Source organism: Pseudoalteromonas sp. c7(2019) (assembly GCF_011378625.1).
In the GTDB taxonomy this organism is placed as follows: Bacteria; Pseudomonadota; Gammaproteobacteria; order Enterobacterales; family Alteromonadaceae; genus Pseudoalteromonas; species Pseudoalteromonas arctica.
The window spans coordinates 83,969-109,849 of the sequence record NZ_WTKS01000002.1 but is presented as its reverse complement, the minus strand read 5'-3'; the positions used below and the strand labels follow the sequence as shown (position 1 = coordinate 109,849).

Below are 25,881 nucleotides of genomic sequence, written 5' to 3'. Positions count from 1 at the left end.
ACTTTGGTTAAGAGATTTATTACCCAGAGTTTAAGCTAACTAATAAAAAAGAATCAGCATGGAACAAAAAACACAATCTCTTCCCGCACAAAAAAATATTGCTTTAGTTGCCCACGACGGTAAAAAAGCAGCATTAAAATTATGGTGTGAAAAGCACAAAGAAATACTAAGTAAGCACACTTTATATGGCACAGGTACTACCGGGCATTTAATTCAAAAAACCACGGGACTTGATGTGGTTCAGCTATTAAGTGGTCCTATGGGCGGCGATCAACAACTTGGCGCTAAAATAGCTGAACATGAGATACATGTTTTGATATTTTTTTGGGACCCATTAGCATCACAGCCTCATGACCCTGATGTTAAAGCACTGCTGCGTTTAGCCGCTGTTTGGAATATTCCGGTGGCGTGTAATGAGGTGAGTGCAGATATGTTATTAAGCTCACCACTTATGGATGTAGAGCTTGAACGTACATTGCCAGATTACGAAAAATACCTCGCAACCCGACAAATAGATCTTTAAACCTCAATTGTAATCTAGGTTATTTATAAAGCATGCTGGCCCATTTAGTCAGGCCAGCAGTTACACTACCAAAGTGGTCCCCGTTAACCATTTTTATATTACCTAAGTGCTCACTTAAAGCCGCTTTAATCAATGGTGACTGTGCACTACCGCCTGTTAAGTAAATAATGTCTGGCGTGGTCGCAGCGTCGCTGATTGCTTGTTTTGCTAAAGTAACTATTTGGCTAATACTACTCTCAACGGCAACAGCTAAATCGCTTACAGATACATTTTTATTCAGCCCACTATCTAAAAAGCTTAAATCACAATCAAACGCACTAGCTGATGAAAGTGCTATTTTAGCCGCTTCACCTTGTTGTACTAACTGATGACCCTGCTTGTTTTGCTGTAAATGTATTAAACGCTTATAAAGCTCAGGTGCACTTACATCACGTAATTGTGCATTTAGCTCTCGGGTATGGCTTTCACTATAGAATTGGCTTTGTAAATTTACATCGTTAATTTTACACGCTTGCCAAAACGCTTGATTAGGCAAAGGTAGACCTGATTTAAACGTACTGCCTAAACCCAATAACGGCATTAAACCATGAAAGCTCAAAGCAATATCTAAATCGTTTCCGCCAACACGTTTACCACTGTGAGATAAAAAGTCGCCATCGCGCTGGCTATTTCCTCTAAAGCTTGGGCCCATTTGTACAAATGAGCAGTCACTTGTACCACCACCAATATCAATAACGAGTACTTTTTGATCCTGAGTTAAATCACTCTCGTAATCGATACCCGCAGCAAGTGGCTCATATAAAAACTCTACGTCTTTAAAACCAGCGCGTTTAGCAGCGCGTTCTAAAATACCGACCGCTTGTTGATTTGATTGCTCACCACCCACAGCTTGGAAGTTTACTGGGCGACCAATCACTGTTTGTGTAAGTGTTTTACCTAAAGAGAGCTCAGCGCGTTGCTTAATTTTTAAGATCATCGCGGTTGCGATATCTTCAAAAAAGTTAATTTGACCTTGCTTTAAACCTGTTGCGCCAAAAAATGATTTAGGGGACTTAACAAAGTAGCCTTCTTCAGGGAACTGCACGTACTCGCTAATCGCTTCACGACCAATAAATAGGGTTTCATCTGAAGGCTGTAAATCAAGGTCTGACTTAATACGAGGTAAGGTATTTAATAATGCTTGGCGCTGTGTTAAAAAGTCATGCTCATGGGCTGTGCCATGTAAGTGCTTAGCAACAAAGTCAACAACCAAGGCACTGTGATGAGTGTAAAGTGTAGACGGTAAGTAATGTTTTCCTTGCTCTAGCGGTACTAATTGAACATTACCCTCGCTCATTACACCCATAGCACAATTAGAACTACCGTAATCAAAACCTACAAACATACTTCACCACACATTACCAAAAAGGCCGCGCAATTTAGCACACTTTGTAAAATTTATAAATGTTATAAATTATCTCTAACTCGTAAAAAACTAGCAAAACGCGGTAACCCGTTTTTTGTTAAGCCATGATACCGGTACGTTACAGCGCTGCCTATCTCAGGTGGAGTGGCGCGCTCTGCATCATTAAACCCAGTACCAATTGAAAACACCTGCCCTTGTGCTGTTTTTACTCTTAATGCACCTAACATACCTTGGTATTTGCCTTTACCTGGTAAGTGCGCAATTACAATCGCTTCTGCATCTAAATAAGGCTTTAATTTTAGTAATGCACTGCTTCGCCCATTGCTGTGCTTAGCACTGGCCAAATGAAGCATTACACCCTCGCCGCCCTGCTTAGTTATATTTTCAAAATACTCTGTGAGCTGCTCATTATTAGTAAAGCTATATTGAACTACAACGCTAATGTGCGGCGAGTTTAGGCTAGTAATAAGCTCATTATAGTTTTTATAGCGAATGCTAAAAGGCAGGGTTTTATCTGGCATATCAAATACTTTATAAGTAATAGTTTGCCAATCATGATTATTAGGGGTTTTAGTTCTTACTATGCCACTAAGCGCAGAAAAGTGCTCACGTTTGGTCCACAGCTCACCATCAAGCCATACGTTTGGCAATGGCGCTGTAAACCAACTTGGCGCATTAATAATATTACCCTTGCGAGTAACAAACTGCGTGCCGGTCCATACAGCTCTTACGCCATCATATTTTTCACTGACTAAATATTTACTTACATCGTAATGCTTAGTTTCGTCATATACTTTCGCGAGTAAAACAGAGGGTTGTGCTGCACTTATACATTGCGTAAAAAGTACAAAAACAATTAAAAACAGGTGTTTAATAGTAGACATTAGCGCATCCAAGCAAGTAAAAGTTGGCTTAAACTATAGTTGAGATTGCACCCATTGCCAAAACTCATCTAAGTTACTCATTTTATAGGTAGCTTGGCTAAAATCGTGATCTTTTGTGTGGCTATTAGCAATGGCTACAACACGTAACAAGGCGTTATTGGCCGCCGTAACGCCGGTAAATGTATCCTCAACGGCGATTGCATTGCCTGCCTGTATATTTATCTGCTTAAGTGCCAGTAAATATGGGTCTCCAGCAGGTTTAGGATTAGTTACATCGTCTTTTGTTACCACCGTGTCAAACAGCTCATAAAATCCTAAACCTTTAAGTATTGGCATAGCTTCACTTTTAGCACTGCCCGTTACTAGCGCCATTTTTAAGCCACTCGCTTTTACAGCTTTCAACGTTTGCTCAGTAAACGGCATTAGTGGTGGTAAATGTGTTATTACATATTCGCCAAATAAACTGTATTTTTCATCCGCTAAAAACTGTGCGCTTACTGATAAGTTATGCTCTTGCTTAATCTCTATTGCAGCTTCTAAAGTGGGTCGTCCTGAAAAGCGCTGACAAAAATTACTTTCTAAATAACTAACACCATAAGGCTTAAGTAGTTTACTCCAACATACAAAGTGCATGCTTTCTGAATCAACTAATGTGCCATCCATATCAAATAATACTGCTTCTAATGTCATCCTCATTCCTTATTTAACCTAAGCCAAATTTTGACAATAAAAAAGGCGCCTTAAGCACCTTTTATTAAATTGTTGTTATTGCGTTAAGCCTGCTGGTGGCTCACCCGTTGCTTCCTCACCTGTTTCAACATCAACAAGCTCGTAGCCACGCGTTTTACGCATAACTTTAAGTACAGGCTTTTCAAATGCTGTTTTTAAACGATCTGAGTCATCTTTCAACTCATCAAGTGTTGTACCAAAAGGGGCTGCGCCTGTTTCTGACCAGTTAGTCACTTTACCGTTCAGATTATATTCTACTTCGTGTATTTGATATTGCGCTGCTTCATCTTTCGTTGCTTCACAAAAAATTACACGGTAATTCCAAAATCCAGCCATTGCTCTTCTCTTTAAATAAACCAATTAGGCGCTACTTTAGCAGCTCTAAAAGGGGTTATACAAATAAAAAAGCCTGCGCAATGCAGGCTTTTAAAATAAATACTTCTAGCTATTAGTTAGAAAAATCTAACTTTAAACTCAGCACCTACATAACGTTCTTCGTTAACAATACCCGTATTGTTATTAAAGTCTACAGCACCAATAACTTGTTGCTCGTCAAATAAGTTACGAACAAAAGCGGCTACTTCGTATTCGTAATCGCCTTCAGACCATGTGTAACCTGTACGCAAACCTGTTTCAATAAGCTCTTTACCTTCAAACTCTACTGATTCGTAAAGGAACATATTGATTTTACTGCGATAAGAAATATCACCGCTAGCGAAGAAGTTACCATCGGCAAGTTCTTTAGTGTAGCGGAGCGTAAAGTTAGAGATCCACTCAGGAGCATGCGGTAAGCTATTACCATCAAGTACAGCAAGACCAGAACCATTAATTGGGTCAGTTACAGTACATTGAGCACAAACAGCGACAGCTAAATCGTTATCTTTAATTTCTGTTTTATTGTAGCTTAAGTTAAACGTTGCATTAAACTCATCGCTTAATACCCACTGCGTATCTAACTCAAAACCATAGCCAGTCGTTTTATCAGCATTAACTAAACGGTTAAAGTTAGCACCACCGCCTACAGCGGTAAGTTGCTGGTCGTCCATTGTGTAATAAAACACAGTCGCGTTAACACGACCTTGGCCATCTAACACGTCTGATTTAATACCTGTTTCGTACGATGTTACAGTTTCTGATTCAGCTGTTGTTACATCATCACCAAACAAAATACGACCTTGTAAACTAGGTGCGCGGAAGCTGTTTGCTACACGGCCGTACCAGTTAACATCATCGTTTACTTTATAATTTGCAGATAAGTCCCAGCTAACATGGTCGTCACTAACATCACGCTCTACTAGTAAAGCACCACCGCCAATTGGGCTAAGTGTACGGTCAGCGACAAAATCTTTATCATCGTCAGAGTAGCGAAGTCCCGCTGTTACTTTTAAATCATCTGAAAAAGTATAATCTACAGAACCAAATACAGCCCAAGCTGTAGTATCTTGCTGTTGACGAACATAGCCATTTAAAGCACCAGCATCGGGTGTTGAGAATGTATCGTAGCTGTAGTTTTCAATTGTTAGTTCTTCATCGAAGTAAAAAACACCTACTTGATAATTTAAATCGCCATCAAAGTTACTAGATAAGCGTAGCTCTTGCGTCAACTGGTCGTGATCTGGAATGCCATCAGCACTTTCTGAAGAGAAAGGGATAAAACCAGGCCCCATGAAATCTGGAATATAAGAAGCACCGTAACCGCCGTCGATGTCAGCGCGAGAATAAATTTCAGCACTTTCCCATGCAGAAATTGAAGTGATTGTGTGATTTTTAAGTTCCCACTCAAGCTTTAAGCTTGCACCTTCAGATTCTACTTGTTGAGTAGAACGAGATGCCGCATCTTGATAAACAACATCACTTTCATAATTATCTACTAGCTCGTTAGTACCCGTTTTAATTACATTTGCACGAAAGGCAATTGGCGAGCCATCTAAATCACGTGTGTGATAGTTTAATAAAGCAGTAAAATCATCGCCTTCATATAAAAATTGAACACGTGCCGCTTTTTCAGTGTAACCACCTTGCTCGTCTTTAGCTTCAAAGCCTGGAGCTTGGTTATCAATGTAATCGTCTTTATCTTGCCATAATAATGAAACACGAGCAGATAAACGGTCAGTTAAAGCACCACCTACAGCACCACTTGTGTCTACAGCGCCACGGCTACCGTATGAAACAGAGCCATAACCATCAAATTCTTGGCTTGGTTTAACAGTATCAAACTTAACAAGGCCAGCTGGCGTGTTACGTCCAAATAAAGTTCCTTGAGGACCACGTAATACTTCTACGCGTTCAACATCAAATACTGGGAAGCCTTTTAAAATTGCATTTTCTTGAACGACTTCATCAACAACAAGTGATACTGGTTGTGATGCATTCAAATCGAAATCGGTATTACCTAAACCACGAACGTAAAAGCGTGGGAATGAACGACCAAATGAAGATTCAATAGATAAACTTGGAATTTTCGCATTTAAAAAACGAATATCCATACCAGCTGAGCTATACGCATCAAGGTTATCACCTTGTAGAGCAGATACTGCTACTGGTACTTCTTGAGCGTTTTCTACACGTTTACGGGCTGTTACTTGAATAACTTCTAGTTGATTACTTTTTTTAGCTGTTTTTTCTTCAGCAGCTAAAGAAGAAAATGAAGTACCTGCTACTGCAGAGAACAACGTTGCATTGATTAGGGTAGCTAACGTAGATCTTTTCATTGCTTTCATGTTGGGTTTAACCTTTTTTGTGCACTCTTGTTCAACGGTTTTTTGTGTTGCGCAATGTATTCATTGCGGGCTCGTTCAATTTTTCGCGACTTGCGTCATGCGCGCGGACCTTATTACCGAGAGTACAAAAACGATGTTATAAGGCTGAACGAACGATTAAGATTATACCATTGTGTGACAATTTTACTGCATAAATATAGACATAATTAGAAACTTTTTTGCAACATTTAACTACAAAATCACGTGTTTTTATCACTATTTAGATGCAAAATCCTAATATTAAGGACATATGTCCTTTATTGAATTTAATAAAATGGAGTAGGAAGAAGGGATTGTTTTACATGTTAACCTAAAATAGAAACACCTGTGTTTTTATTAAAAGCCGCCCAAGAGCGACTTTTAATATTTACTATATTTGAACTATGAGCGCTTAAATGCAATTTCACCGTCGATATGAATATCACGCTGCGGAAAAGCAATCACTACATCATGCTTTTCAAATACAGCGTAAATACTAAAACGAATATCACTGCGTACTTTTCTAAGCATGGTTTCAGACTCGGCGCACACCCAAAAAATAGCGTTAAATACGAGCGAGCTATCTGCAAAGTCATCAAATAACACCGATGACTTTGGATTAGCCAATATTGCTTCATGATCATCAAGCACTTGTTGAATAAGCTTTTTAACCAGTATCACGTCTGATCCATACGCAACGCCTACACTGACCGATGAGCGTGCATTGCCATCTATTAGCGTCCAGTTTGTTACTGTGTTTTCTAGTAGTTGGCTGTTAGGTATAAGCATATGTACGCCATCGTTTCGGCGAATACGTGTTGAACGTGTATTTATTGTTTCTACCACACCTTTTGCATTACCTACTTCTAAAAAGTCACCTATACGTATTGGGCGCTCCCACATTAATATCCAGCCACTAATAAAGTTATTAATAATATTTTGCGCGCCAAAACCAACACCAATGGCAATAGCACCTGAAACAAAAGCAAACGCAGTAAGCGGTATGCTTAATACTTCTAAAGATGTAAAAATTAAAATAGCGATACTTAAAATAAAGTAGATACGTGTAAATAAATGCACGGCATCTTGGCTTAACTTTTTTGCCAATAATGTTTTTGTTATTAGCTTGCCAATACGCGTCACAATAAACCAAATAGCGAAAAGTATTAAAGGCACTTTAATAATTTTTGCTACGGTAATGTGTACATCGCTGTAACTAAATACAACAAAGGCAAGAATTTGGTTTATGTGTTCTAAGGTCATTTATTTTCCAAAACAAGCAAAGGAGCGCTTTAAATTTAAATCGCTATAAAGTGAAAGCGGTTCAGTGTTGGGTAAGTTTAGCAGTCATAATATAACTAAAACGCCAAGTTAATAAGTTCAATATACTTTTTATGAACAATTTATTAACTCTTTATTGCACCGAGTGCTATATAAATAGTGTACAAGCACTGGAGATCACATATGACACAACTTACTTTAAATCAAAGACTCGCTACTTTGCAGCCGCAGGTAGACTTACATTTGTTTGAAAGCAGCCTAGATTACCGAAATAAAATTTTGTGCCTTCTTGCAGAACAAGAGCAAACACTGGCATCTATCAACAAAGAGTTTGGCCAACAACAACCTAGCAACTTTGGCTCTGAGAGAAAATTTGTACTTGGATATAACTAAGCAATTATGACTCAACGACTTATTAAGTAGCTCAGGTGTTTACTTTTAGAGCTACTTTTACCTCCCTTAAAGCTAAATATTAGCTAATTTGCGTTCAAATCCCCCTTAATACCGATAAACTTTATTGTATAAACGCCAAAATTTGATAAGTTAACTAGGTTTTTCGACTCGCAAAGCCTATTCCGGCTAATCTTTCTATGGAGTTATTATGCGTAAAACCCTGATCGCCACTACTATTGCTAGTGCCTTAATATTATCGGCCTGTTCATCTAACGATACACAAAACATGGCAAAAGAAGGCGCAGCACAAGTGCAAGACATGAACGCAAACAATGTTTTATTTAAGCCAAGCCCATTACAATACATGGCACCAGAGTTTGATAAATTTGGTACAAAAGACTACGAAGCAGGCTTTGACGCTGGTATTGCGCAGCATACAGCGCAAGTACAAGCGATTGCTAACAACCCTGCTCCTGCAACATTTAAAAATACTTTAGTTAAAATGGAATTGTCAGGGGAGCTATTAAATCGCGTATCGGCTGCGTTTTTCAATTTATCAGGCTTAATCTCAGATGACGAATACCAACGCATTAGCAAAAAAATGGCGCCGGTACTATCTGCTCACTCAGATGATATTTACTTAAACGGTGAATTATTTAAGCGCGTACAAACAATTTACGACAATCAAGATAAATTAAACGCAGAAGATAAACGCCTAGTTGATTTTTACTACAAGCAGTTTGTAAAAGCAGGTGCTAAATTAAATGACGCTGAAAAAGCTAAAATGCGTGAAATTAACTCAGAGCTAGCTCAGCTATCTACTGCGTTTTCACAAAACATTTTAAAATCGTTTAAAGAAGACGTTATTGTAGTTACAGATAAAAGTGAATTAGCGGGTCTTTCTGAAGGCGAAATTGCAGGCCTTGCAGCTTCAGCTAAAAAAGCGGGCAAAGACGGCTACATGATCACTTTGGTAAATACAACGCAACAACCAATTTTAAGCAGCCTTGAAAACCGCGACCTACGTGAGCGAATTTTTAAAGCTTCTGCAAACCGTGCAGCAAAAACTAACGGCCCTATTATTATTAAAGAAACCAACCTACGCGCTCAAAAAGCAGAGCTTTTAGGCTACAAAGATTGGGCTTCTTATGTAATGACGTCGCGTATGGCGCAAACAACTGAAAACGTTTACGGCATCCTTGATGACCTAGCACCAAAAGCAGTTGAAAAAGCAAAAATTGAAGCAGCCGCTATTCAAAAAGTGATTAACGATTCAGGCGAAAGCTTTGAGCTTAAACCATGGGATTGGACTTTTTATGCTGAAAAAGTACGTGCAGAAAAGTACAACTTAGATCCAGCACTTGTTAAACCATACTTTGAAATGCAATCGGTTATTCACGATGGCTTATTTTTTGCAATGAACAAACTGTACGGTATTACGTTTAAAGAACGTAAAGACCTTCCTGTTTATCATGAAGATGTAACCGTATACGAAGTATTTAACGCTGATGGCAGCGCTATTGGTTTATTTTACTTAGACCCTTACGCACGTGAAGGTAAACGTGGCGGCGCATGGATGAGTGCATACGTTAGCGAAAGCGGCTTAAAAGGCACCAAACCTGTTATTTACAATGCGCAGAACATTCCAAAACCTGCTGCAGGCGAGCCTACGCTAATGACGTTTGACGAAGTGTCTACTATGTTCCATGAATTTGGTCATGCTGCACATGGGTTATTCTCAGATGTTAAATACCCAAGCCTAGCAGGTACTGCAACGGCACGTGACTTTGTTGAGTTTCCGTCGCAAGCAAATGAAGATTGGATGATTGAACCAACAGTACTTGCAAACTATGCTAAGCATTACAAGACAGGTGAGCCAATTCCACAAGCTTTACTTGATAAAGTACTTGAATCGCAAAAATTCAACCAAGGTTACGGCACTACTGAATACTTAGCCGCTGCACTACTTGATATGGAATGGCATTCATTTGGTTCTGATAAAAAAGTAGCTGACGTTCAAAAGTTTGAGCAAGACGCGCTAGAAAAACACGGTATTGCTTACTACCCTGTTCCACCGCGTTATAAATCAAACTTCTTTAGCCACACATTTGCAGGTGGTTATTCAGCGGGTTACTACGCGTACCTATGGACTGAAGTGTTTGCAGCAGACGCCTTTGCACATATGGAAAACAACGGCGGCTTAACACGTAAAAATGGTGATAAGTTCCGTAAAGAAATCCTATCAAAAGGTAACAGCCGCGACTTAATGCAAAGCTATATTGAGTTTAGAGGTCAGAAACCAACTACCGACGCACTACTTAAGCGCCGTGGTTTAGTTGAGTAATCAATAAACTAATTTATTGATATACTAAATTTATAAAAGCCCGCTTGCGGGCTTTTATTGTTTATACATTAATTTATAACAGATAAACTGCTGCCATTAATTATTTAAAGACGACGGCTATGCGGTACTTATTTGCAGTAACTTTACTTTGGGCATTTTCATTTAGTTTAATTGGCGTGTATTTAGCAGGTCAGGTTGATGCATGGTTTAGTGTGTTAATTCGCATAGCACTAGCAACCCTCGTATTTTTACCATTTTTAAAGTTTAAACAAACACCTAAACCTTTAGCCTTAAAGCTCATGCTGATTGGCGCTATACAACTTGGTGTTATGTATAGCTTTTACTACCATTCCTTTTTATTTTTAAGCGTCCCCGAAGTACTGCTATTTACAGTAATGACTCCTTTGTACATTACCTTGCTAAATGATGCATTGAACAAACATTTTAACCCACGCTTTTTTATAATCGCACTTATTGCTGTAATTGGTGCAATTACCATTCGTTACGAAAACCTAAATAGCAATTTCATAATTGGCTTATTATTAGTTCAAGGTGCGAACATAAGTTTTGCTGTAGGCCAAGTAGCCTACAAACGCTTAATGATGAACAATCAGCTTGATGATAAAACCGTATTTGGATGGTTTTTTATAGGCGCACTTATTATTGCCACAATTTGTTATGCATTATTTGGTAATTCAAACAAATTACCAACCACTTCTACTCAGTGGAGCATACTGATTTATTTAGGGATTGTTGCATCAGGCCTTGGTTACTTTATGTGGAATAAAGGCGCAACACTCGTCAACGTTGGAGCTCTGGCAGTCATGAATAACTTACTTATCCCAGCAGGGATTATAGTTAACGTGCTTATTTGGAACAGAGACGCTGACATAGTTAGGTTAAGTATTGGGGCTGGCATAATGTTAGGTGCATTATTAGTGAATCAAATGCTTAATAAAAAATAAATTAATAAGCTTGTAGCTAAATTGTCATTAATAATCATTAAGGTAGTACAAATTTTACTTTTTAAGGATAAACAATGAAACGTATTACCTTACTTACAAGCTGTATATTGTTAGCCACACTTGCTGGCTGCGACGACGATGTAGAAATAATAGAAAAAGAAGTGGTTGTTACCAACACCGAAGTTGAGATTGTTGAAGTGCCTACGCCTGTTATTGTAGAAGTACCAAACGGTGATGCGCCAGATATTCAACTAGGCACTCGTCCTTATTATTTAGTCAATGATATGAGCGACAGCGCTTTAAAAACACAATTAGAATCTTGTAGCGAAGGTCCTTTTTATCGTACCGATTTTTCTATTGGTCATCGCGGTGCATCAATGCAATATCCTGAGCACACCAAAGAAGCCTACATTGCTGCAGCTAGAATGGGCGCAGGCATTGTTGAATGCGATGTTACATTTACAAACGATAAAGAACTAGTATGTCGCCATTCTCAATGCGACTTACACACCACAACTAATATTTTAGCCATTCCTGAGCTTGCAGCTAAATGCAGTGTGCCATTTACACCAGCAGACCCTGCTAATGGTGTTGCTGCTTCTGCAAAATGTTGTACCAGCGATATAAGCTTAGCGGAATTTTTAACCCTTGAAGGTAAAATGGATGGTGCAAACACTAATGCAACTACCATTGCTGATTACATGGATGGTACTCCAAATTGGCGCACTGATTTATATGCTACCCAAGGTACATTAATGACCCATAAACAAAGCATTGCACTGTTTAATGAGCTGGGTGTAAAAATGACCCCTGAACTTAAATCGCCACAAGTAAGTATGCCATTTGATGGAATGACGCAAGAGCAATATGCGCAAAAAATGCTAGACGAGTACACACAAATGAATGTGCCAGCCTCAAAAGTTTACCCGCAATCGTTTAACCTTGATGACGTAAAATACTGGATTAACACTAACCCTGACTTTGCAGATAAAAGCGTATACCTAGATGGTCGCGACAGTGAAGCCGGATTTGATCCAAGTAACCCACAAACATGGCAACCTGGTATGGATGAACTTGTGGCTGACGGCGTTAAAATTTTAGCCCCTCCAATTTGGATGATGCTAACAATAGATAACGAAAATAATATCGTGCCATCACAATACGCAATTGACGCAAAAGCAGCAGGTTTAGAGCTTATTGCATGGAGCCTTGAGCGCTCAGGTCCGCTTAATGAAGGTGGTGGTTATTACTATCAATCAATTGCTGATGTTATAGATAACGATGGCGATATGATGACGGTCGTTGATGTACTCGCAAAAGACGTGGGTGTAATGGCTATATTTTCAGATTGGCCGGCTACCGTAAGTTATTACGCTAGTTGTAATAAAATGCCTGCAAGTATTTAATACCAATCTGCTTATATATGGGGTCTATTTAACGTTAAGAAAATTACGCTAGAACTAGGCAAAAATTTTTTATCTAGTTGTTCTAAATAAAAAATTTTTAACGACGTTATAGTGAAATTTAATTCGTTAAATTGATCAAAGATTTATGCAGGTTGGTATAAATACTCGACAACAAAAGTCGTTTATTTTATCGCGCTCAGTTACCATATCATTATATAATTTTATTTAACTGAGCGCTTTTATGATAATTCAACAACATAACGCAGACTTGCCAACACCTACAGGTTTAATGCGAACAACCATCTATCGCCCTCAGGCGCAAGGGCAGTTCCCTGCTATTATTTTTTATTCTGAAATATTTCAGCAAACTGCACCTATTGCACGCAGCGCAGCTATTTTAGCAAGCCATGGTTTTGTAGTGTTCGTACCGGAAGTATTTCACGAGTTAAACCCTATGGGCACTGTGCTTGCTTACGACGATGCAGGTAAAGACAAAGGCAATGCAGATAAGTGGGAAAAACCACTGGAGCATCATGATAGCGACACGCAAGCCATGATCGACTTTATAAAGCAGCAGCATTACTGCACAGGTACAGTGGGCGCTATGGGCGTATGTATTGGCGGGCATTTAGCTTACAGAGCGGCGCTTAACCCTGAAATTAAAGCGGCTTTTTGCTTATACGCAACTGATATTCACAGCAATACATTACCGGCAAAATCAGGTAATAACTCATTTGAACGCATGGCTGATATACAAGGCGAAATTCACTTTATATGGGGTAAACAAGACCCGCATGTGCCAAAGGAAGGCCGTATTAAAATATACCAGCAATGCGTAAGTACTGGCATTAATTACCAATGGCAAGAAGTTAATGCCCAGCATGCCTTTATGCGTGATGAAGGTGAGCGATACGATGCAGCCCTTGCAATTAATATGTATCAACAAGCGGTTGCATTATTTAGCCGTACTTTATAAGTGTTTTATAAATGCTTTAAAAGCGAAAATAATTAAACACTTTTCAGCATACCTAAGGCGGTATGCTGTTTTACAAAATACGCTTTTAAGTAATCAATAAATAATCGTAGTTTTTTAGATCCCGCAGCTCCTGGCGGAAATACCCCGTACAGTTCAATATCTTTGCTTTTATAATCATCTAATATTATTTCAAGTAGCCCAGCTTGTACTTTAGGCCACGCATCGTAAAGCGGAATACGCCCAATGCCATGCCCCGCTTCTACAAAGGCAGTACGTGCAGCTGCGTTATTAGTACTTAAGGCGCCTTGCATTGCAATGTCGTGTTTTTTGCCATCTTTTGAAAGTGTTAACGTTTTACTTCCTAGCTGATAAACCACCCATTGATGATCTGCCAATTCTAAAGGTGTTTTAGGTTTACCAAAATGTGTAAAGTAATCCGGCGCGCCACAAATACAAGTGCTCATTGTAGTCAGCTTGGTTGCTTGCAAGTTGGAGTCACTCAGTGCCACTCCCCTAATTGCAAAATCAAACCCATTTTTAATAATATCAACCACATCGTCAGTAAGCTGTAAGTCTATTTTAATTTTAGGGTATTGGCGCTTAAACGTATTTATTGCAGGCACAATTAACTGCATTCCCACATTTACTGGGCAACTAATTTTAAGTAAACCTTGTGGCTCGCTCTTTATATTTTCTATTTGCTGATTAGCCGCATTAGCTTGTTCTGTAATTATTCTACAACGCTCATAATAAGCAATGCCTGCTTCAGTGAGCGCCATGGTACGGGTTGAGCGATTTAGTAAAGTAACTTCAAGCTGCGTTTCTAATTTTTTTAAATGATAACTTGCAACTGCTCGCGTAAGCCCTAGCTGTTTGGCAGCAGCGGTTAAGCTGCCCTGCTCTACAATTTGCGCAAATACAACCATGCTCTTTAACTGCTCAAACGACACCTTCATATGTGCTCCGTAGCGTGTTTTAAATTCAACCCCTCTATTGTATCAATTATTAAACCAATAAAGTTAAATTTATCATCGTTGTTTAAAGCTCTGTTAGTGCATATAGTAATTGGTAAGCAAGATAAACCAATTTAAATCATCAGAAGGAATATATTCAATGTCTAAAAAAATACTTATGGTTCTTACATCTCACGCAGAACTTGGTAACACTGGCGAAAAAACAGGTTTTTGGGTAGAAGAATTTGCAGCCCCTTATTATGCATTTGTTGATGCAGGCGTTGAAGTAACATTAGCGTCTCCAGCTGGCGGTCAACCACCAATTGATCCGACAAGTACACTTTCTGATTTTCAAACAGATGCAACTAAACGTTACGACGCCGATAGCGCAGCACAAACACTTATGGCAAACACTAAAGTGTTGAGTGAAGTAAAATCTAGCGATTTTGACGCTGTATTTTACCCAGGCGGTCACGGTCCATTATGGGACCTAGTTGACAACACTGATTCAATTTCGCTTATCGAAAGCTTTGTAAAAGAGCAAAAGCCTGTTGCTGCGGTATGTCATGCAAGTGCTGCATTTTTAAATGTTAAAGATGCTGATGGCAATGCATTAGTAGCGGGTAAAAAAGTAACTGGTTTTACTAACTCTGAAGAAGCTGCAGTACAACTTACCGATATCGTGCCATTTTTAGTTGAAGACGAGCTAATTAAAAAAGGCGGCGATTATCAAAAAACTGACGACTGGGGCGTATTAGCGCTAGTAGATGGTTTAGTAATTACCGGTCAAAACCCAGCAAGCTCTGAACTAGCTGCAAAAAAACTATTAACTAAACTAGGTTAATAGTGAGTAAAAATTAAAAATAAGCACAGCATTTTATGCTGTGCTTTTTTAATTGCTTTTCATTAGCAAATACAATTCCTATACTGGCAACTCTTAAAGTCAATTAGGGCGATTATATGGCAACCAAGCCAACCACACTGTCATTACTAACGAGTACCCGCTTCGCAATTTTTAGTATTGTTGTTATTTGCTTCGTACTACAGGTGATCAATAGTCTACCTGGCATAAATCTTAATGGTTTAGGCATATATCCACGCAGTATCCAAGGATTAATTGGCATACTATGCGCACCTTTTTTACATGGTAGCTGGTGGCACTTTGCCAGTAATATGATCCCATTTGTAGTATTAAGCTGGCTCATTTGCCAGTACAGCGTAAAACGTTTTTATAACGTATTTATTTTTACCGCTCTAGTCGGTGGACTGTTAGTTTGGGCATTTGGGCGCAGTAACATACATGTTGGTTTAAGCGGTGTTATATATGGTTTATGGGGCTTTATTCTATGCTACGGCTTAGTAAGACGCTCATTAAAATCAATTATAATTGCAGTTGTAGTGGCTATACTTTATAGCGGTTTTATATGGGGTGTTTTACCTCAGCGCTATCATGTATCGTTTGAAAGCCATTTATTTGGAGCGCTAAGCGGGTTGTTTTTAGGTTATAGATTAGCAAAAGCCGATAAATTAAAAGGTCGGTAAATTAAGTATTAGGGCCTTTAATTAATTTTTTATGGCCACATTTACCATATATGTATTTCATCTAACAGAGGTTATTTATGAGTGATAAAAACGAATACACGCCACCAAAAGTATGGACGTGGGAAAGTGAAAGTGGCGGTAAGTTTGCCAGCATTAACCGCCCAATCGCAGGCGCGACTCATGACAAAACTCTACCTATTGGTGAGCACGCATTTCAGCTTTATTCTCTTGCGACACCTAATGGCCAAAAAGCTACAATCATGTTTGAAGAGCTTTTACAGCTTGGTTGCACCGATGCAGACTATGACGCATATTTAATAAACATAGGTGATGGCGATCAGTTTGGATCTGACTTTGTTGATATTAATCCAAACTCAAAAATCCCAGCGCTAATGGATCATTCAACCACGCCGCCTACTCGCATCTTTGAATCAGGTTCTATTTTACAGTATTTGGCTGAAAAATTTGATGTACTTATACCTAAAGATCTAAAAGCTAAAACAGAGTGTCGTAACTGGCTATTTTGGCAAATGGGCTCAGCGCCTTACTTAGGTGGTGGGTTTGGTCATTTTTATAGCTACGCACCAAGTAAAATGCAATACCCTATTGACCGTTTTACCATGGAAACTAAACGCCAGCTTGACGTGTTAAATCGCCATTTAAGCGAAAATGAATACATGGCAGGTGATGAATACTCAATTGCCGATATTGCAATTTGGCCGTGGTACGGATCGTTAGTGCTTGGAGCTTTATATGATGCAGCAGAGTTTTTAGATGTTGCCTCATACACCCATGTTGTACGCTGGGCTACGCAAATATCAGAGCGACCCGCTGTTAAGCGTGGTCGTCGCGTAAATCGCACATGGGGTCCTGAAGAAGAGCAAATGGCAGAGCGCCATAACGATAGCGATTTCGAAGGTTAAATCTATAGAACAGCAAGTAAAGTCGTTAACACTTTAACCTGCTTGATAATTTTAAGGCTCAAAATAAATATTTATTTTGGGCCTTTTTACTTTTTAAACTTTTTTTATCCCTCCCGTAAACTATATTTACTTTACATTAAAGTTTTATTTAGCTGCGTAAAGGCTTATTAAGCTCTTTGTATTACCAGTATTGCATTAGTGTAATTTGCTAAATGGTTTACTTAATTTCCTAGGGGTTGTTTTTGAAAAAGGTTTTAATTAGTGCCATATAACAATTTAAGTAATAATGAGCGAAAAGAAGCGCTCAAAATTTTATACTCGAATGCTATTTCCGGAATTGCAGTCTCTGTACTAGTCAGCGTTGCTTTAGTATTTGCTTTTGATATAACTAATGAGAAAACTAACCACGATAAAGTAGTCTGGTTAGGCATAATGATGTGCGTGCTTACTTTACGTATTATTGATGTAGGGCTTTTTTTGAAAGCTCAAAATTCTCGCCAACCTTACAACACACACTCTTATCTAAATCGCTTTGCTATTGGCTGTATATCAACAGCCGTGTCTTGGTGTGGTTATGCTCTTTGGTTTCATAGCACTTCATCTACGGTGGAAGTTACTACGACCATCGCTATTTTATCGGCGCTTGCCGGTGGCTCTGCAAATTTGCTGTCTGGAAGTCGTTTTACCGCTGTTCTATATAGTTTTACTTTATTGGCGCCCTACTCTTTTTTGCTAGCGCTTTCAAACGATCACTACCAACACGTATTGGGGTTATTAGGTTTAACTTTTGCCACAATCATGATTGCCTCTTCGTACAAATCAGCCACATTTACACACAGTGCAATCAAGCTCAAAAACCAAAACAGAGAGCTGCTTAATGAAATGGAAAACAAGGTCGAACAACGCACTGAAGAAATTTACCGCTTATCGAATACCGATCCACTCACAAATCTATTAAACCGCACCGCATTTTTAAAAAATGCAAACAAACAACTAGCAGATAACCCTAAAGAACCCTTTGCTTTATTATTTGTAGATTTAGATGGTTTTAAGCAAATCAACGATTCGTTGGGTCATAAAGTGGGCGATAAAGTATTAAAAGAAATAGCACTGAGAATTAGTAATGTATGCAACCAACAACTCTATAAATGCCGTTGGGGCGGGGATGAGTTTTTAATTTTAGCAACGTATCAAAACCAAACTGAGCTTATCGAGTTTGCTAATAAAGTGCTTCAAAGCATTAGCGCCGAGCATGAAACATATAAATATCAAAAATGGGTATCAGCAACTATTGGAATGGCCATGTACCCTGAGCACGGGAGTGATTTAAATACCTTAATTCGCTCTGCTGATATTGCAATGTATCACCAAAAACGCATGGCTAAAGGTAATATCAATATTTATAACGATTCACTCAAATTAAAACAAGAAAGAGAGTACCTGTTGAGTCAACGCCTAGCCAGTGCCATAGAAGAAAACAGTTTAAGACTAGTATTTCAGCCAATTGTAGATAGCAAAACATCAAAAGTAACCTCTTTCGAATCATTATTACGCTGGCAACTAGACGGTGAAAATATTTTCCCTGATGAGTTTATAACTATTGCCGAGCAATACGGTTTAATAACCCAAATGGGCCTCTGGGTCATAGAACAAGCATGTATACAAGCAAATAAATTCAACCATTTACCGACAAAAATTGCAGTAAGCGTGAACGTATCGGTAATACAATTACAAGATCCAAATTTTGTAACTAAGGTATTAAAAATAGTAAACAATCACCAAGTAGAGCCTAAAGATCTGCATATAGAAATTACCGAATCAGTATTTGCCGAAGATAAACTCACGTTTTTGACAGCCGTTAAAGCACTACAAAAACAAGGCTTTTGTATTTCAATTGATGATTTTGGAACTGGCTACTCATCACTATCAAGCATGCTTGATATTGGTGTAGATATAGTAAAAATAGACAGAAGTTTTATTCAAAACATGGATAAAAGAGGGTTAAGTATTATTCATGCAATTGTACAAATGGCCTCATCTTTAGATTTTACTGTGGTTGCCGAAGGCGTTGAAACTATTGAACAAGCAAACACGCTTACTAATATTGGTGTATCTCACCTGCAAGGTTATTACTTTTCAAAACCGATGGAAGTAGATTTTGTAGATGCTTATTTAAATGAGCAAAATAAGCTGTGCCGTTGATAACCAAAACCCGCTAAAAGCGCTTAACTACCATATGAGTTTTGCGCTACCTTTCTTATTAGGGCTTGTTTATCTTTCGAGGTTGAACTTGCAGCAGACTGTTTGGTATTTAGGCAATACAGAGCCTATGTAGTGTGGTTATTCCCCATAAATAGCCGATAACGTAGCATTAATGCCAAACATGCGCTGCCGAAGGGTTCTGCCTAGGGGAGATTGACTCTTTGTAACTAGGTTACAAACCTCGCGCCGCAATTAAATCGTCCTTGGGTTGAACAAAGTTCAATCCTGAAAGGTCAATAAGCCCTCCTTAAAACATAATCTTACAATTACTTACACCCAGTACATAGTTATTAGCGTAGGCTAAATATAAACCAACTTACATAAGTGTATTACGTTTAAATTTACGCTAATTAGCAAACCGCCAGCGCTGGACCCTACGTTAAGTTGTGCGCTGATGTTGCTTATATAAGTGAATAATAAAAATGTAACGATACAACTAAATATAAAAAAGGGATTTGCATGATAAAACCACTTTGCTATTCACTCATCACTTTACTTACCCCCATTAGCGCTATAGCTCAAACAATAGCAATAAAAACAACGGATGAATTAGTATCAACCGATTCAGAGATTTTATTTGCATATAATAAAGAATCAAAACAATTAGAAGCCATCAATTTACTCACATCACTAAGTAGTGAACTTGCTTTACCAAAAAATGCCATCGGGTTTGATGTGGCTACACTTGCTAACATTACCGATAAACAAGCACTCGTACTAACAAGTGATGGCGTATACAAAGCCCAAGCTGGTAAACCAACACTATTGTTTAATTATGAGTCGGTTCTAAATCAATTAAAAATAGATAAATTTGAAAAAGTAGACTTTGTCTTCGATGCCAACAATGACGGTCTAAGCGATATTTTTATCCCTGGGTTAGCAAGCAGTACTTTATACATTCAAAATAAAGATGGCAGCTTTAAGCCTAACAAATTTAAACAAACACCTATGTATGAAGGCAGCTTTTCAGGAAAAGGGCTTTCTCTAGAAGTTAATATTAACAATAAACCCGTCGTTATTGATTTTAACCACGACGGATTAAGCGACTTGGTTTTTTCAAATGACTTTGGAGCAGATGTACTACTTGCTAATTCAGAAGGTTTTGAGCAAAAGCTCACCTCAATTGATTTTAACATCGAGTTAGGCGAGCTAAGCAATGGCGAAACTCGCAAAATAAAGCAAATTATTGATATTAATAACGACGGATTTCTAGATTTTACAACCAGACAGTTTAAGCCAACGCAAGGTATGGACTCGCTAGATATAAAAATAGCACATACTTTGTACCTAGGAAGTGCTAAAGGCTTTACTAATACGCCCATTACCTTATTTGAAACACAAGGCCCTAGTGAGTTATTGCTCAAAACTGATTTTAATAATGATGGCTTAATTGATTTACAAAAAATGGATTTAGATATTGGCTTAGGTACTATTGCGTCTATGGCATTGGGCGGTGGCAGTACTGATGTAGATGTAGAAATGAACCTTTATAAGCAGCAACCCGACGGCTCATTTACCAATAAATCGAGTATAGAACTTGATTTAGAAATGGAAGTAGGAATGAACGGCGATGATTCCGAGCCAGCCCTATATTTAGGTGATATTAACGGCGACAGCTATATTGACGCAGTATACAAATACAGTAAAAAAACGCTGTATATTTATTACGGAGAGCAAGACTCACTGCTAAATGATAAACGTAAAAAATTAAAACTAACGCTGCCTAAAAATAATAAAGATATTCTTCTAGTAGATATAAACCAAGACGGTAAAAAAGATTTTGTATTTAAATTTACCGAAGAAGATGGCACCAGCAAAATAGAAACACGCTTAAATTAAGCCAATAAAAAAGCCCAACAGAGTTAACCGTTGGGCTTTGGACTTAAGACTTTCGAGTAACAGTCAGCTTTACTCTAAGTTATAACACCTAAGCAGTTACATTTAGCAGTGAATCGCCTTCACTTAAACCAAACTTCTCTTGCACTGATGCAAGGATTGATTCTTTATCTTCATCAGACAACTGGTTTGAATACTCAGTTAATAGCTCATCTAAGTAGCTGACTACTTCGTCTGTATCTACTGATTCTAATGAGTTCTGTGGCGGCGGTGGCGGTCTTTGACCTTCCACTCGTCCTGCATCACCAATGCTTTTAGCATCAAACTCAAGTTCGCTCATTAAATCAGCAAGCTCTTTTGTTGGTTCAATACCTTGTTCTTTAAATGCCGCTTGAATACTTTGCGCGTTTTCTTCGGTTAAGTTTTCAGCGTCAAACTCTGCAAGCGTTTCTTTAACAAAATCGCTTTGCTCTGTTGTTAGTTTTGCAGCCTGACTACTTTGTTGCGGCATAAAACTCGCAGAACTACTGTTAATACTATTAATCATTTTAGTATCCTTTCAGCGTTCACGACGAGGTGGTTTATGATCGCTAAGTTCTTGTTCACTAATTTCGCCATTACCATCGGCATCTATAGAATCAAAAATTGTTTGTGCATCGCCGTGTGGCGGTTTTTTAGCACTAAACTCTTCAAAGCTAATTACGCCATCACCATCAGTATCAATAGTTGAAAAGTCAGGTTTTTCAGGAGGATTGTCACCGCCTCGAGCAGCTACATTAGCTGAAAAAGCAATAGATAATATTGCCACAGTGGCAAGAGTTGAAAAATGCTTCATAGTAATAACCTCGTATTTAAGAATTAAACTAAGCTTACGCTTTAAAAACGCAAACAATGTGCAAATAATGAGGAAGTAATAAATTATTTTAATAAAAAATAGTAATCTAAATGCTTATTTAAAAAGTTCTGGTTGATTGCTTTGCAATCAATATATAAGCTAATAAAATAATACGATTAATTACTCTCAGGCAGTAGTGTTACTGCCCTTAATTCTCAAAGCTGATATACTGCTTGAGCCAATTAAACAAACAAATACAGAGCACTTTCATAAATAATGATTAATAACCAACCCTACTTAGCAGGCAATCTGTGAAAATACCTAAACGCCTACAACCCCTTGTTGATGATGGCCTTATTGACGAAGTTATAAGCCGACTAATGAGCGGTAAAGAAGCCGATGTATTTATTGTCCGCTGTGGTGAGCACATTCGCTGTGCAAAAGTGTATAAAGACGCGGTTAAACGTAGCTTTAAAAAAGCGGCACAATACCAAGAAGGCCGAAAAGTACGTGGTGGACGCCAAGCGCGTGCTATGGGTAAACGTTCTAGCTATGGCCGTCAATTAGAAGAAGAGATTTGGCAAAATGCCGAAGTTGATGCGTTATCTCGTTTAGCTGGCGTAGGTGTACGTGTTCCTGATACTTACTTTTGTATTGATGGCGTGCTGCTTATGGAGCTTGTGTCGGACGAGAATGGTAACGTAGCCCCTCAACTTGGACATGTCGTTTTTAGTGAAGAGCAAGCGATTGAGCAGCATAAACTCATGATGCATTACATTAAGCTTATGCTTTGCGCAGGTATAATACACGGCGATTTATCTGAATTTAATGTACTTGTAGATAATAACGGCCCTGTAATTATAGATTTACCGCAAGCAGTTAACGCTTCAGCAAATAACAGTGCACAAGCTATGTTTGCACGCGATGTAAATAACATACGCCGCTATTATGGTGAATTTGCGCCAAGCATACTAAAAACTCAATACGCTAAAGAAATGTGGGCATTATTTGAAGAGGCCAATTTAACGCCTAATTCAACGCTTACTGGTGAATTTGAAGACAGTGACGAACTTGCCGATGTAGATTCTATTCTTGATGAAATTCAAGCTGCCGAATACGAAGAGTTTGACCGTTTAGAGCGAATTAAAAATGCTGACGATGATGAGTAACTCATCGTCATAGCTCACTAATACCTCTTACTGCGGGTGCACAAATCGGTAGCCAACCCCATAAACAGACTGAATAACACTTTCAGTTTGTGTCACTTCATCTAGTTTTTTACGCAACTTTTTAATATGGCTATCAATAGTACGATGGCTCACAATACGCTGATCGGCGTACATAGTGTCCATTAAACTATCGCGCGAATAAATGCGATTTGGGTTGTTAAACAAAGGTTTAAATAGCTGAAATTCAAAGTTCGTTAGCTCTATGCTGCTTGATTTGTATTTTACGCTGTAAGTGCTCTCGTCAAGCTTCATTGTTGACTCTGTAACATCACTTGCGCTACTTAATCGCCTTAATATAGCTTTAACTCGCGCCACCAGCTCAGCATAACTAAACGGCTTACAAATATAATCATCTGCACCTAACTCAAGTCCAAGCAGCCTATCTATTTCTTCTACTTTTGCCGATACCATAATAATAGGCACATTTGAAAAGCGCCTGATTGCTTTACATAGTTCTATACCACTTTGACCAGGTAGCATTATGTCGAGCAAAATTACGCTCGGCCTGTTAATTTCAAGCCAAGGTAATACTTCATTCCCGTGATGTATTTGATGAGTAATAAAGTGATGGCTGCTTAAAAAGTCACTCATTAAGTTAGCTAGCTTTACTTCATCTTCCACAATTAGTATTTGTTCACTCATAAGCATCTCTGTAAGTAACCTTAACTTTATTTTGTAAACTAAATAGTTGGCAATCTAATAATAATAGCAAGACCGCCTAGAGTGGCTTTTTCAGCAGCTATTTCACCATTATGGCCTTTAACTATATGCTGGCAAATAGATAAGCCCAAGCCCGAACCTCCCTCTTGGCGATTACGCGAACTATCTACTCGATATAAATACTCAAACAAATGCGATAAATGCGACTGCTCTACACCTACGCCATTATCTTCAATTATAAGCTCTAAGTAGGTTTGCCCTTTAATGCTTATATTATTAGCTGTTAATGAAATAGTGGTGCATTGTGCATAGTGCACGGCGTTCATTAAAATATTATCGAGCAGCTGCAAAAGGCGTGTTTTATCTGCTTGTACAGTTATGTGTTTAGCGCTATTGAGTAAGTAAATTTTTATATTGTGCTGCTCAAGTATAACCTGATATTTTTGCTCAATAGTATTTAATAATAACGCCATGTTAGTGGGTTGCATAGTGTAATGCATACCCCCTAACTCTGCGCTATTGAGCATATGCAAATCATCTATTAAGCGTTTTAAATGCAATGCCTCGTCGTTAGCCGAACTTATATTTTTTGCGTTCGGTTCTCGTATGCCAAGTAGCATAGCTTCAAGTTCACCGAGCAAAATACTCATTGGCGTTCTAAGCTCGTGAGAAATATTGGCAAGCCAGCGTTTGCGCACTTGCTCGTCTTTAGCGAGTGTAAATGCAAGGATATTAAAATCTTCGCTTAATTGGCCTAATTCGTCTTTTCGCTCAAGCGTAAGTTTGGTCTCGTAATTACCTTGCGTTAAGCGATGCATACCATTAGCAATTTGTTTTACTGGGCTAACTAAGTGACGAGACAATAAAAAGGTAACTAGCAATGTAAGCAATACAGCGGCTAAAGCAATAAACCATAAGTAGTTAGTTTGCTGCTGTAAAAAATCAAGCTCATAACCATCAACCAAGCTATCTCTTTTAGATACAGCTAAGTAACCCACTGTTTTATCGCCCACTGTAATTGGGGTTGTTATATATTTTAAATCGCTGAGGTATCTACCCACTACTCGCTGCTTATTTTCGTCAAGCAAAGCGTAGTGAGCAATATTTTCAGGTGGTAGGCGGCGCTCTCCCCCTAAACGAATATGATCGGGTGGCGGCCGTCGCATCATTCCCCCTCTGGGGCCTGGACCTTCTGGTGGCCTAGGTAAAAACTGGCTATTTTCTAGCTGAGATTCAACAAGTTTTCTAAAATTTTCGCCATTGCCGACAACACGTTCCCATGAGGGGTTTTGTTCGTATTGCTTTGCAAGTTGCACAACAAGTGGTTCAAGCGCTTTTACTTCTTTTGCATTAACAAAATCAATTACGCCTTGCCCTATACTCCATTGTATAAGTACTACTAGCCCTGCAATAACACTAAAGGTAAAACTAAATAGTATTAAGAAAAGTTTATTATGAATTTTCATTAATTAGTGTTTTCAACCTTGCTAGGAAAGCTTTCAAATCGGTATGTTATAAACTCTTTGGTTTGATCGTTAACATACAGCGTAGCAACTATTTTTTTGCCCTGAGCGGTCCAATACATATGACCATGATTATTTAAAGTAACCGATACGGTATTTATACCACTTTTAAATAAGTTAGCAGGTAAATGCAATGCATGTCCGTAAATTCGCTGTATTTTAACCCCATTTATATATAAATGAGCATGACCTTGTAAAAAGCCCGTGTCATCGTTTGTAGTAACGCTCATCATTTGCTGCATGTTCATTGCGCCCTCAGGGGGTACAGATAAATCATAGCGCTGAGTATCTAAAATTAAGTTATAACCCGACATACTATCTTTTAATAACTTAAGGCTTAATGCCGGGATTGGCGTATCACTTGGCACTGCTATAGGCATATGGCTATGATCCATCATTTCCTGCTGCGCAAAGAGCTTAAAGCTCAATAGCACAGCAGTAGTTAGGATCAATGCGTATTTAAAATAACGCATA

General features: G+C 38.6%; 24 protein-coding genes. 12 read left to right on the top strand and 12 right to left on the bottom strand.

Features of this window, described 5'->3' with window-relative positions; translation table 11 throughout:
* Positions 1–58 precede the first annotated feature (58 nt).
* Entirely contained in the window at positions 59–523 is a 465-nt protein-coding gene (locus GQR38_RS02365) for a methylglyoxal synthase (RefSeq protein ID WP_002958191.1), read from the top strand.
* Positions 524–542: 19 nt separating this feature from the next.
* Here the strand turns inward: GQR38_RS02365 and yegD are convergent, their stop codons facing one another.
* From yegD to GQR38_RS02335, 6 genes are all read right to left on the bottom strand, one after another.
* Positions 543–1,907: a molecular chaperone gene (gene yegD, locus GQR38_RS02360; protein ID WP_007581315.1), complete on the bottom strand. Its 1,365-nt coding sequence runs from the start codon at positions 1,905–1,907 to the stop codon at positions 543–545.
* Between the two features lie 62 nt (positions 1,908–1,969).
* On the bottom strand, positions 1,970–2,812 hold the full coding sequence (locus GQR38_RS02355; protein ID WP_101217787.1) for a DNA ligase: 843 nt from the start codon (positions 2,810–2,812) through the stop codon (positions 1,970–1,972).
* A 33-nt stretch (positions 2,813–2,845) separates the two neighbouring features.
* Positions 2,846–3,502, bottom strand: coding sequence for an HAD family phosphatase (locus GQR38_RS02350; protein WP_101217786.1), 657 nt, complete (start codon positions 3,500–3,502; stop codon positions 2,846–2,848).
* Between the two features lie 75 nt (positions 3,503–3,577).
* On the bottom strand, positions 3,578–3,877 hold the full coding sequence (locus tag GQR38_RS02345; RefSeq protein ID WP_101217785.1) for a hypothetical protein: 300 nt from the start codon (positions 3,875–3,877) through the stop codon (positions 3,578–3,580).
* 116 nt (positions 3,878–3,993) lie between these two features.
* Positions 3,994–6,261, bottom strand: coding sequence for a TonB-dependent receptor (locus GQR38_RS02340; RefSeq protein WP_165721312.1), 2,268 nt, complete (start codon positions 6,259–6,261; stop codon positions 3,994–3,996).
* A gap of 420 nt (positions 6,262–6,681) precedes the next feature.
* The gene (locus tag GQR38_RS02335; protein ID WP_007581304.1) at positions 6,682–7,542 is read right to left on the bottom strand and encodes a mechanosensitive ion channel domain-containing protein; all 861 of its coding nucleotides are present in this window, start codon (positions 7,540–7,542) and stop codon (positions 6,682–6,684) included.
* 201 nt (positions 7,543–7,743) lie between these two features.
* Between GQR38_RS02335 and GQR38_RS02330 the strand changes: the two genes are divergently transcribed.
* The 5 genes from GQR38_RS02330 to GQR38_RS02310 all read left to right on the top strand — a co-directional run bounded on the left by GQR38_RS02330 (position 7,744) and on the right by GQR38_RS02310 (position 13,644).
* Complete coding sequence (locus tag GQR38_RS02330; protein WP_024590275.1) at positions 7,744–7,953, top strand: hypothetical protein; 210 nt, start codon at positions 7,744–7,746, stop codon at positions 7,951–7,953.
* Positions 7,954–8,161: 208 nt separating this feature from the next.
* Positions 8,162–10,297, top strand: a complete 2,136-nt coding sequence (locus GQR38_RS02325; RefSeq protein ID WP_165721311.1) for a M3 family metallopeptidase — start codon at positions 8,162–8,164, stop codon at positions 10,295–10,297.
* 119 nt (positions 10,298–10,416) lie between these two features.
* Positions 10,417–11,262: a carboxylate/amino acid/amine transporter gene (locus tag GQR38_RS02320; protein WP_165721310.1), complete on the top strand. Its 846-nt coding sequence runs from the start codon at positions 10,417–10,419 to the stop codon at positions 11,260–11,262.
* A gap of 74 nt (positions 11,263–11,336) precedes the next feature.
* Complete coding sequence (locus GQR38_RS02315; RefSeq protein WP_165721309.1) at positions 11,337–12,668, top strand: glycerophosphodiester phosphodiesterase family protein; 1,332 nt, start codon at positions 11,337–11,339, stop codon at positions 12,666–12,668.
* Between the two features lie 241 nt (positions 12,669–12,909).
* Positions 12,910–13,644 carry a dienelactone hydrolase family protein gene (locus tag GQR38_RS02310; RefSeq protein WP_024590279.1) on the top strand — a complete coding sequence of 245 codons (735 nt, stop codon included), beginning with the start codon at positions 12,910–12,912 and terminating at the stop codon, positions 13,642–13,644.
* Positions 13,645–13,676: 32 nt separating this feature from the next.
* Here GQR38_RS02310 and GQR38_RS02305 read toward each other — a convergent pair whose 3' ends face one another.
* Positions 13,677–14,600: a LysR family transcriptional regulator gene (locus GQR38_RS02305; protein ID WP_010555363.1), complete on the bottom strand. Its 924-nt coding sequence runs from the start codon at positions 14,598–14,600 to the stop codon at positions 13,677–13,679.
* Positions 14,601–14,757: 157 nt separating this feature from the next.
* On the opposite strand from GQR38_RS02305, the gene GQR38_RS02300 reads away from it, so the two are divergent.
* The 5 genes from GQR38_RS02300 to GQR38_RS02280 all read left to right on the top strand — a co-directional run bounded on the left by GQR38_RS02300 (position 14,758) and on the right by GQR38_RS02280 (position 21,163).
* A complete protein-coding gene (locus GQR38_RS02300) occupies positions 14,758–15,441 on the top strand; it encodes a type 1 glutamine amidotransferase domain-containing protein (protein ID WP_165721308.1) in 684 nt (227 codons plus the stop codon).
* Between the two features lie 116 nt (positions 15,442–15,557).
* Complete coding sequence (locus GQR38_RS02295; protein WP_010555361.1) at positions 15,558–16,139, top strand: rhomboid family intramembrane serine protease; 582 nt, start codon at positions 15,558–15,560, stop codon at positions 16,137–16,139.
* A gap of 77 nt (positions 16,140–16,216) precedes the next feature.
* Positions 16,217–17,062 carry a glutathione-dependent disulfide-bond oxidoreductase gene (gene yghU, locus GQR38_RS02290; RefSeq protein ID WP_007581288.1) on the top strand — a complete coding sequence of 282 codons (846 nt, stop codon included), beginning with the start codon at positions 16,217–16,219 and terminating at the stop codon, positions 17,060–17,062.
* Between the two features lie 261 nt (positions 17,063–17,323).
* A complete protein-coding gene (locus GQR38_RS02285; RefSeq protein ID WP_165721307.1) occupies positions 17,324–19,264 on the top strand; it encodes an EAL domain-containing protein in 1,941 nt (646 codons plus the stop codon).
* Between the two features lie 519 nt (positions 19,265–19,783).
* Positions 19,784–21,163, top strand: a complete 1,380-nt coding sequence (locus GQR38_RS02280; RefSeq protein ID WP_165721306.1) for a VCBS repeat-containing protein — start codon at positions 19,784–19,786, stop codon at positions 21,161–21,163.
* A gap of 88 nt (positions 21,164–21,251) precedes the next feature.
* Here the strand turns inward: GQR38_RS02280 and GQR38_RS02275 are convergent, their stop codons facing one another.
* Together GQR38_RS02275 and GQR38_RS02270 are read right to left on the bottom strand one after the other, a co-directional pair.
* The gene (locus GQR38_RS02275) at positions 21,252–21,707 is read right to left on the bottom strand and encodes a hypothetical protein (RefSeq protein WP_165721305.1); all 456 of its coding nucleotides are present in this window, start codon (positions 21,705–21,707) and stop codon (positions 21,252–21,254) included.
* 12 nt (positions 21,708–21,719) lie between these two features.
* Complete coding sequence (locus GQR38_RS02270; RefSeq protein ID WP_007581281.1) at positions 21,720–21,995, bottom strand: EF-hand domain-containing protein; 276 nt, start codon at positions 21,993–21,995, stop codon at positions 21,720–21,722.
* 311 nt (positions 21,996–22,306) lie between these two features.
* Here GQR38_RS02270 and GQR38_RS02265 point away from each other — a divergent pair, with 311 nt between their 5' ends.
* Positions 22,307–23,164 carry a PA4780 family RIO1-like protein kinase gene (locus GQR38_RS02265; RefSeq protein ID WP_010555357.1) on the top strand — a complete coding sequence of 286 codons (858 nt, stop codon included), beginning with the start codon at positions 22,307–22,309 and terminating at the stop codon, positions 23,162–23,164.
* A gap of 27 nt (positions 23,165–23,191) precedes the next feature.
* Here GQR38_RS02265 and GQR38_RS02260 read toward each other — a convergent pair whose 3' ends face one another.
* The 3 genes from GQR38_RS02260 to GQR38_RS02250 are packed head-to-tail and all read right to left on the bottom strand — an operon-like array spanning position 23,192 to position 25,880.
* Positions 23,192–23,866 carry a response regulator gene (locus tag GQR38_RS02260; protein WP_033016000.1) on the bottom strand — a complete coding sequence of 225 codons (675 nt, stop codon included), beginning with the start codon at positions 23,864–23,866 and terminating at the stop codon, positions 23,192–23,194.
* 38 nt (positions 23,867–23,904) lie between these two features.
* The gene (locus GQR38_RS02255) at positions 23,905–25,350 is read right to left on the bottom strand and encodes an ATP-binding protein (RefSeq protein WP_165721304.1); all 1,446 of its coding nucleotides are present in this window, start codon (positions 25,348–25,350) and stop codon (positions 23,905–23,907) included.
* Positions 25,350–25,880: a hypothetical protein gene (locus tag GQR38_RS02250; RefSeq protein ID WP_024593548.1), complete on the bottom strand. Its 531-nt coding sequence runs from the start codon at positions 25,878–25,880 to the stop codon at positions 25,350–25,352. The genes GQR38_RS02255 and GQR38_RS02250 overlap by 1 nt, the downstream gene beginning before the upstream one ends.
* Position 25,881 lies beyond the last annotated feature (1 nt).

Bases quoted from the DNA above. Each gene is read 5' to 3' on its own strand.
- GQR38_RS02335 (WP_007581304.1), bottom strand. From the start codon at position 7,542: ATGACCTTAGAACACATAAACCAAATTCTTGCCTTTGTTGTATTTAGT.
- GQR38_RS02280 (WP_165721306.1), top strand. From the start codon at position 19,784: ATGATAAAACCACTTTGCTATTCACTCATCACTTTACTTACCCCCATT.
- GQR38_RS02345 (WP_101217785.1), bottom strand. From the start codon at position 3,877: ATGGCTGGATTTTGGAATTACCGTGTAATTTTTTGTGAAGCAACGAAA.
- GQR38_RS02305 (WP_010555363.1), bottom strand. From the start codon at position 14,600: ATGAAGGTGTCGTTTGAGCAGTTAAAGAGCATGGTTGTATTTGCGCAA.
- GQR38_RS02255 (WP_165721304.1), bottom strand. From the start codon at position 25,350: ATGAAAATTCATAATAAACTTTTCTTAATACTATTTAGTTTTACCTTT.
- GQR38_RS02260 (WP_033016000.1), bottom strand. From the start codon at position 23,866: ATGAGTGAACAAATACTAATTGTGGAAGATGAAGTAAAGCTAGCTAAC.
- yegD (WP_007581315.1), bottom strand. From the start codon at position 1,907: ATGTTTGTAGGTTTTGATTACGGTAGTTCTAATTGTGCTATGGGTGTA.
- GQR38_RS02365 (WP_002958191.1), top strand. From the start codon at position 59: ATGGAACAAAAAACACAATCTCTTCCCGCACAAAAAAATATTGCTTTA.
- GQR38_RS02330 (WP_024590275.1), top strand. From the start codon at position 7,744: ATGACACAACTTACTTTAAATCAAAGACTCGCTACTTTGCAGCCGCAG.
- GQR38_RS02340 (WP_165721312.1), bottom strand. From the start codon at position 6,261: ATGAAAGCAATGAAAAGATCTACGTTAGCTACCCTAATCAATGCAACG.
- GQR38_RS02355 (WP_101217787.1), bottom strand. From the start codon at position 2,812: ATGTCTACTATTAAACACCTGTTTTTAATTGTTTTTGTACTTTTTACG.
- GQR38_RS02350 (WP_101217786.1), bottom strand. From the start codon at position 3,502: ATGACATTAGAAGCAGTATTATTTGATATGGATGGCACATTAGTTGAT.
- GQR38_RS02300 (WP_165721308.1), top strand. From the start codon at position 14,758: ATGTCTAAAAAAATACTTATGGTTCTTACATCTCACGCAGAACTTGGT.
- GQR38_RS02250 (WP_024593548.1), bottom strand. From the start codon at position 25,880: ATGCGTTATTTTAAATACGCATTGATCCTAACTACTGCTGTGCTATTG.
- GQR38_RS02320 (WP_165721310.1), top strand. From the start codon at position 10,417: ATGCGGTACTTATTTGCAGTAACTTTACTTTGGGCATTTTCATTTAGT.
- GQR38_RS02315 (WP_165721309.1), top strand. From the start codon at position 11,337: ATGAAACGTATTACCTTACTTACAAGCTGTATATTGTTAGCCACACTT.
- GQR38_RS02270 (WP_007581281.1), bottom strand. From the start codon at position 21,995: ATGAAGCATTTTTCAACTCTTGCCACTGTGGCAATATTATCTATTGCT.
- GQR38_RS02275 (WP_165721305.1), bottom strand. From the start codon at position 21,707: ATGATTAATAGTATTAACAGTAGTTCTGCGAGTTTTATGCCGCAACAA.
- GQR38_RS02295 (WP_010555361.1), top strand. From the start codon at position 15,558: ATGGCAACCAAGCCAACCACACTGTCATTACTAACGAGTACCCGCTTC.
- GQR38_RS02325 (WP_165721311.1), top strand. From the start codon at position 8,162: ATGCGTAAAACCCTGATCGCCACTACTATTGCTAGTGCCTTAATATTA.
- GQR38_RS02310 (WP_024590279.1), top strand. From the start codon at position 12,910: ATGATAATTCAACAACATAACGCAGACTTGCCAACACCTACAGGTTTA.
- yghU (WP_007581288.1), top strand. From the start codon at position 16,217: ATGAGTGATAAAAACGAATACACGCCACCAAAAGTATGGACGTGGGAA.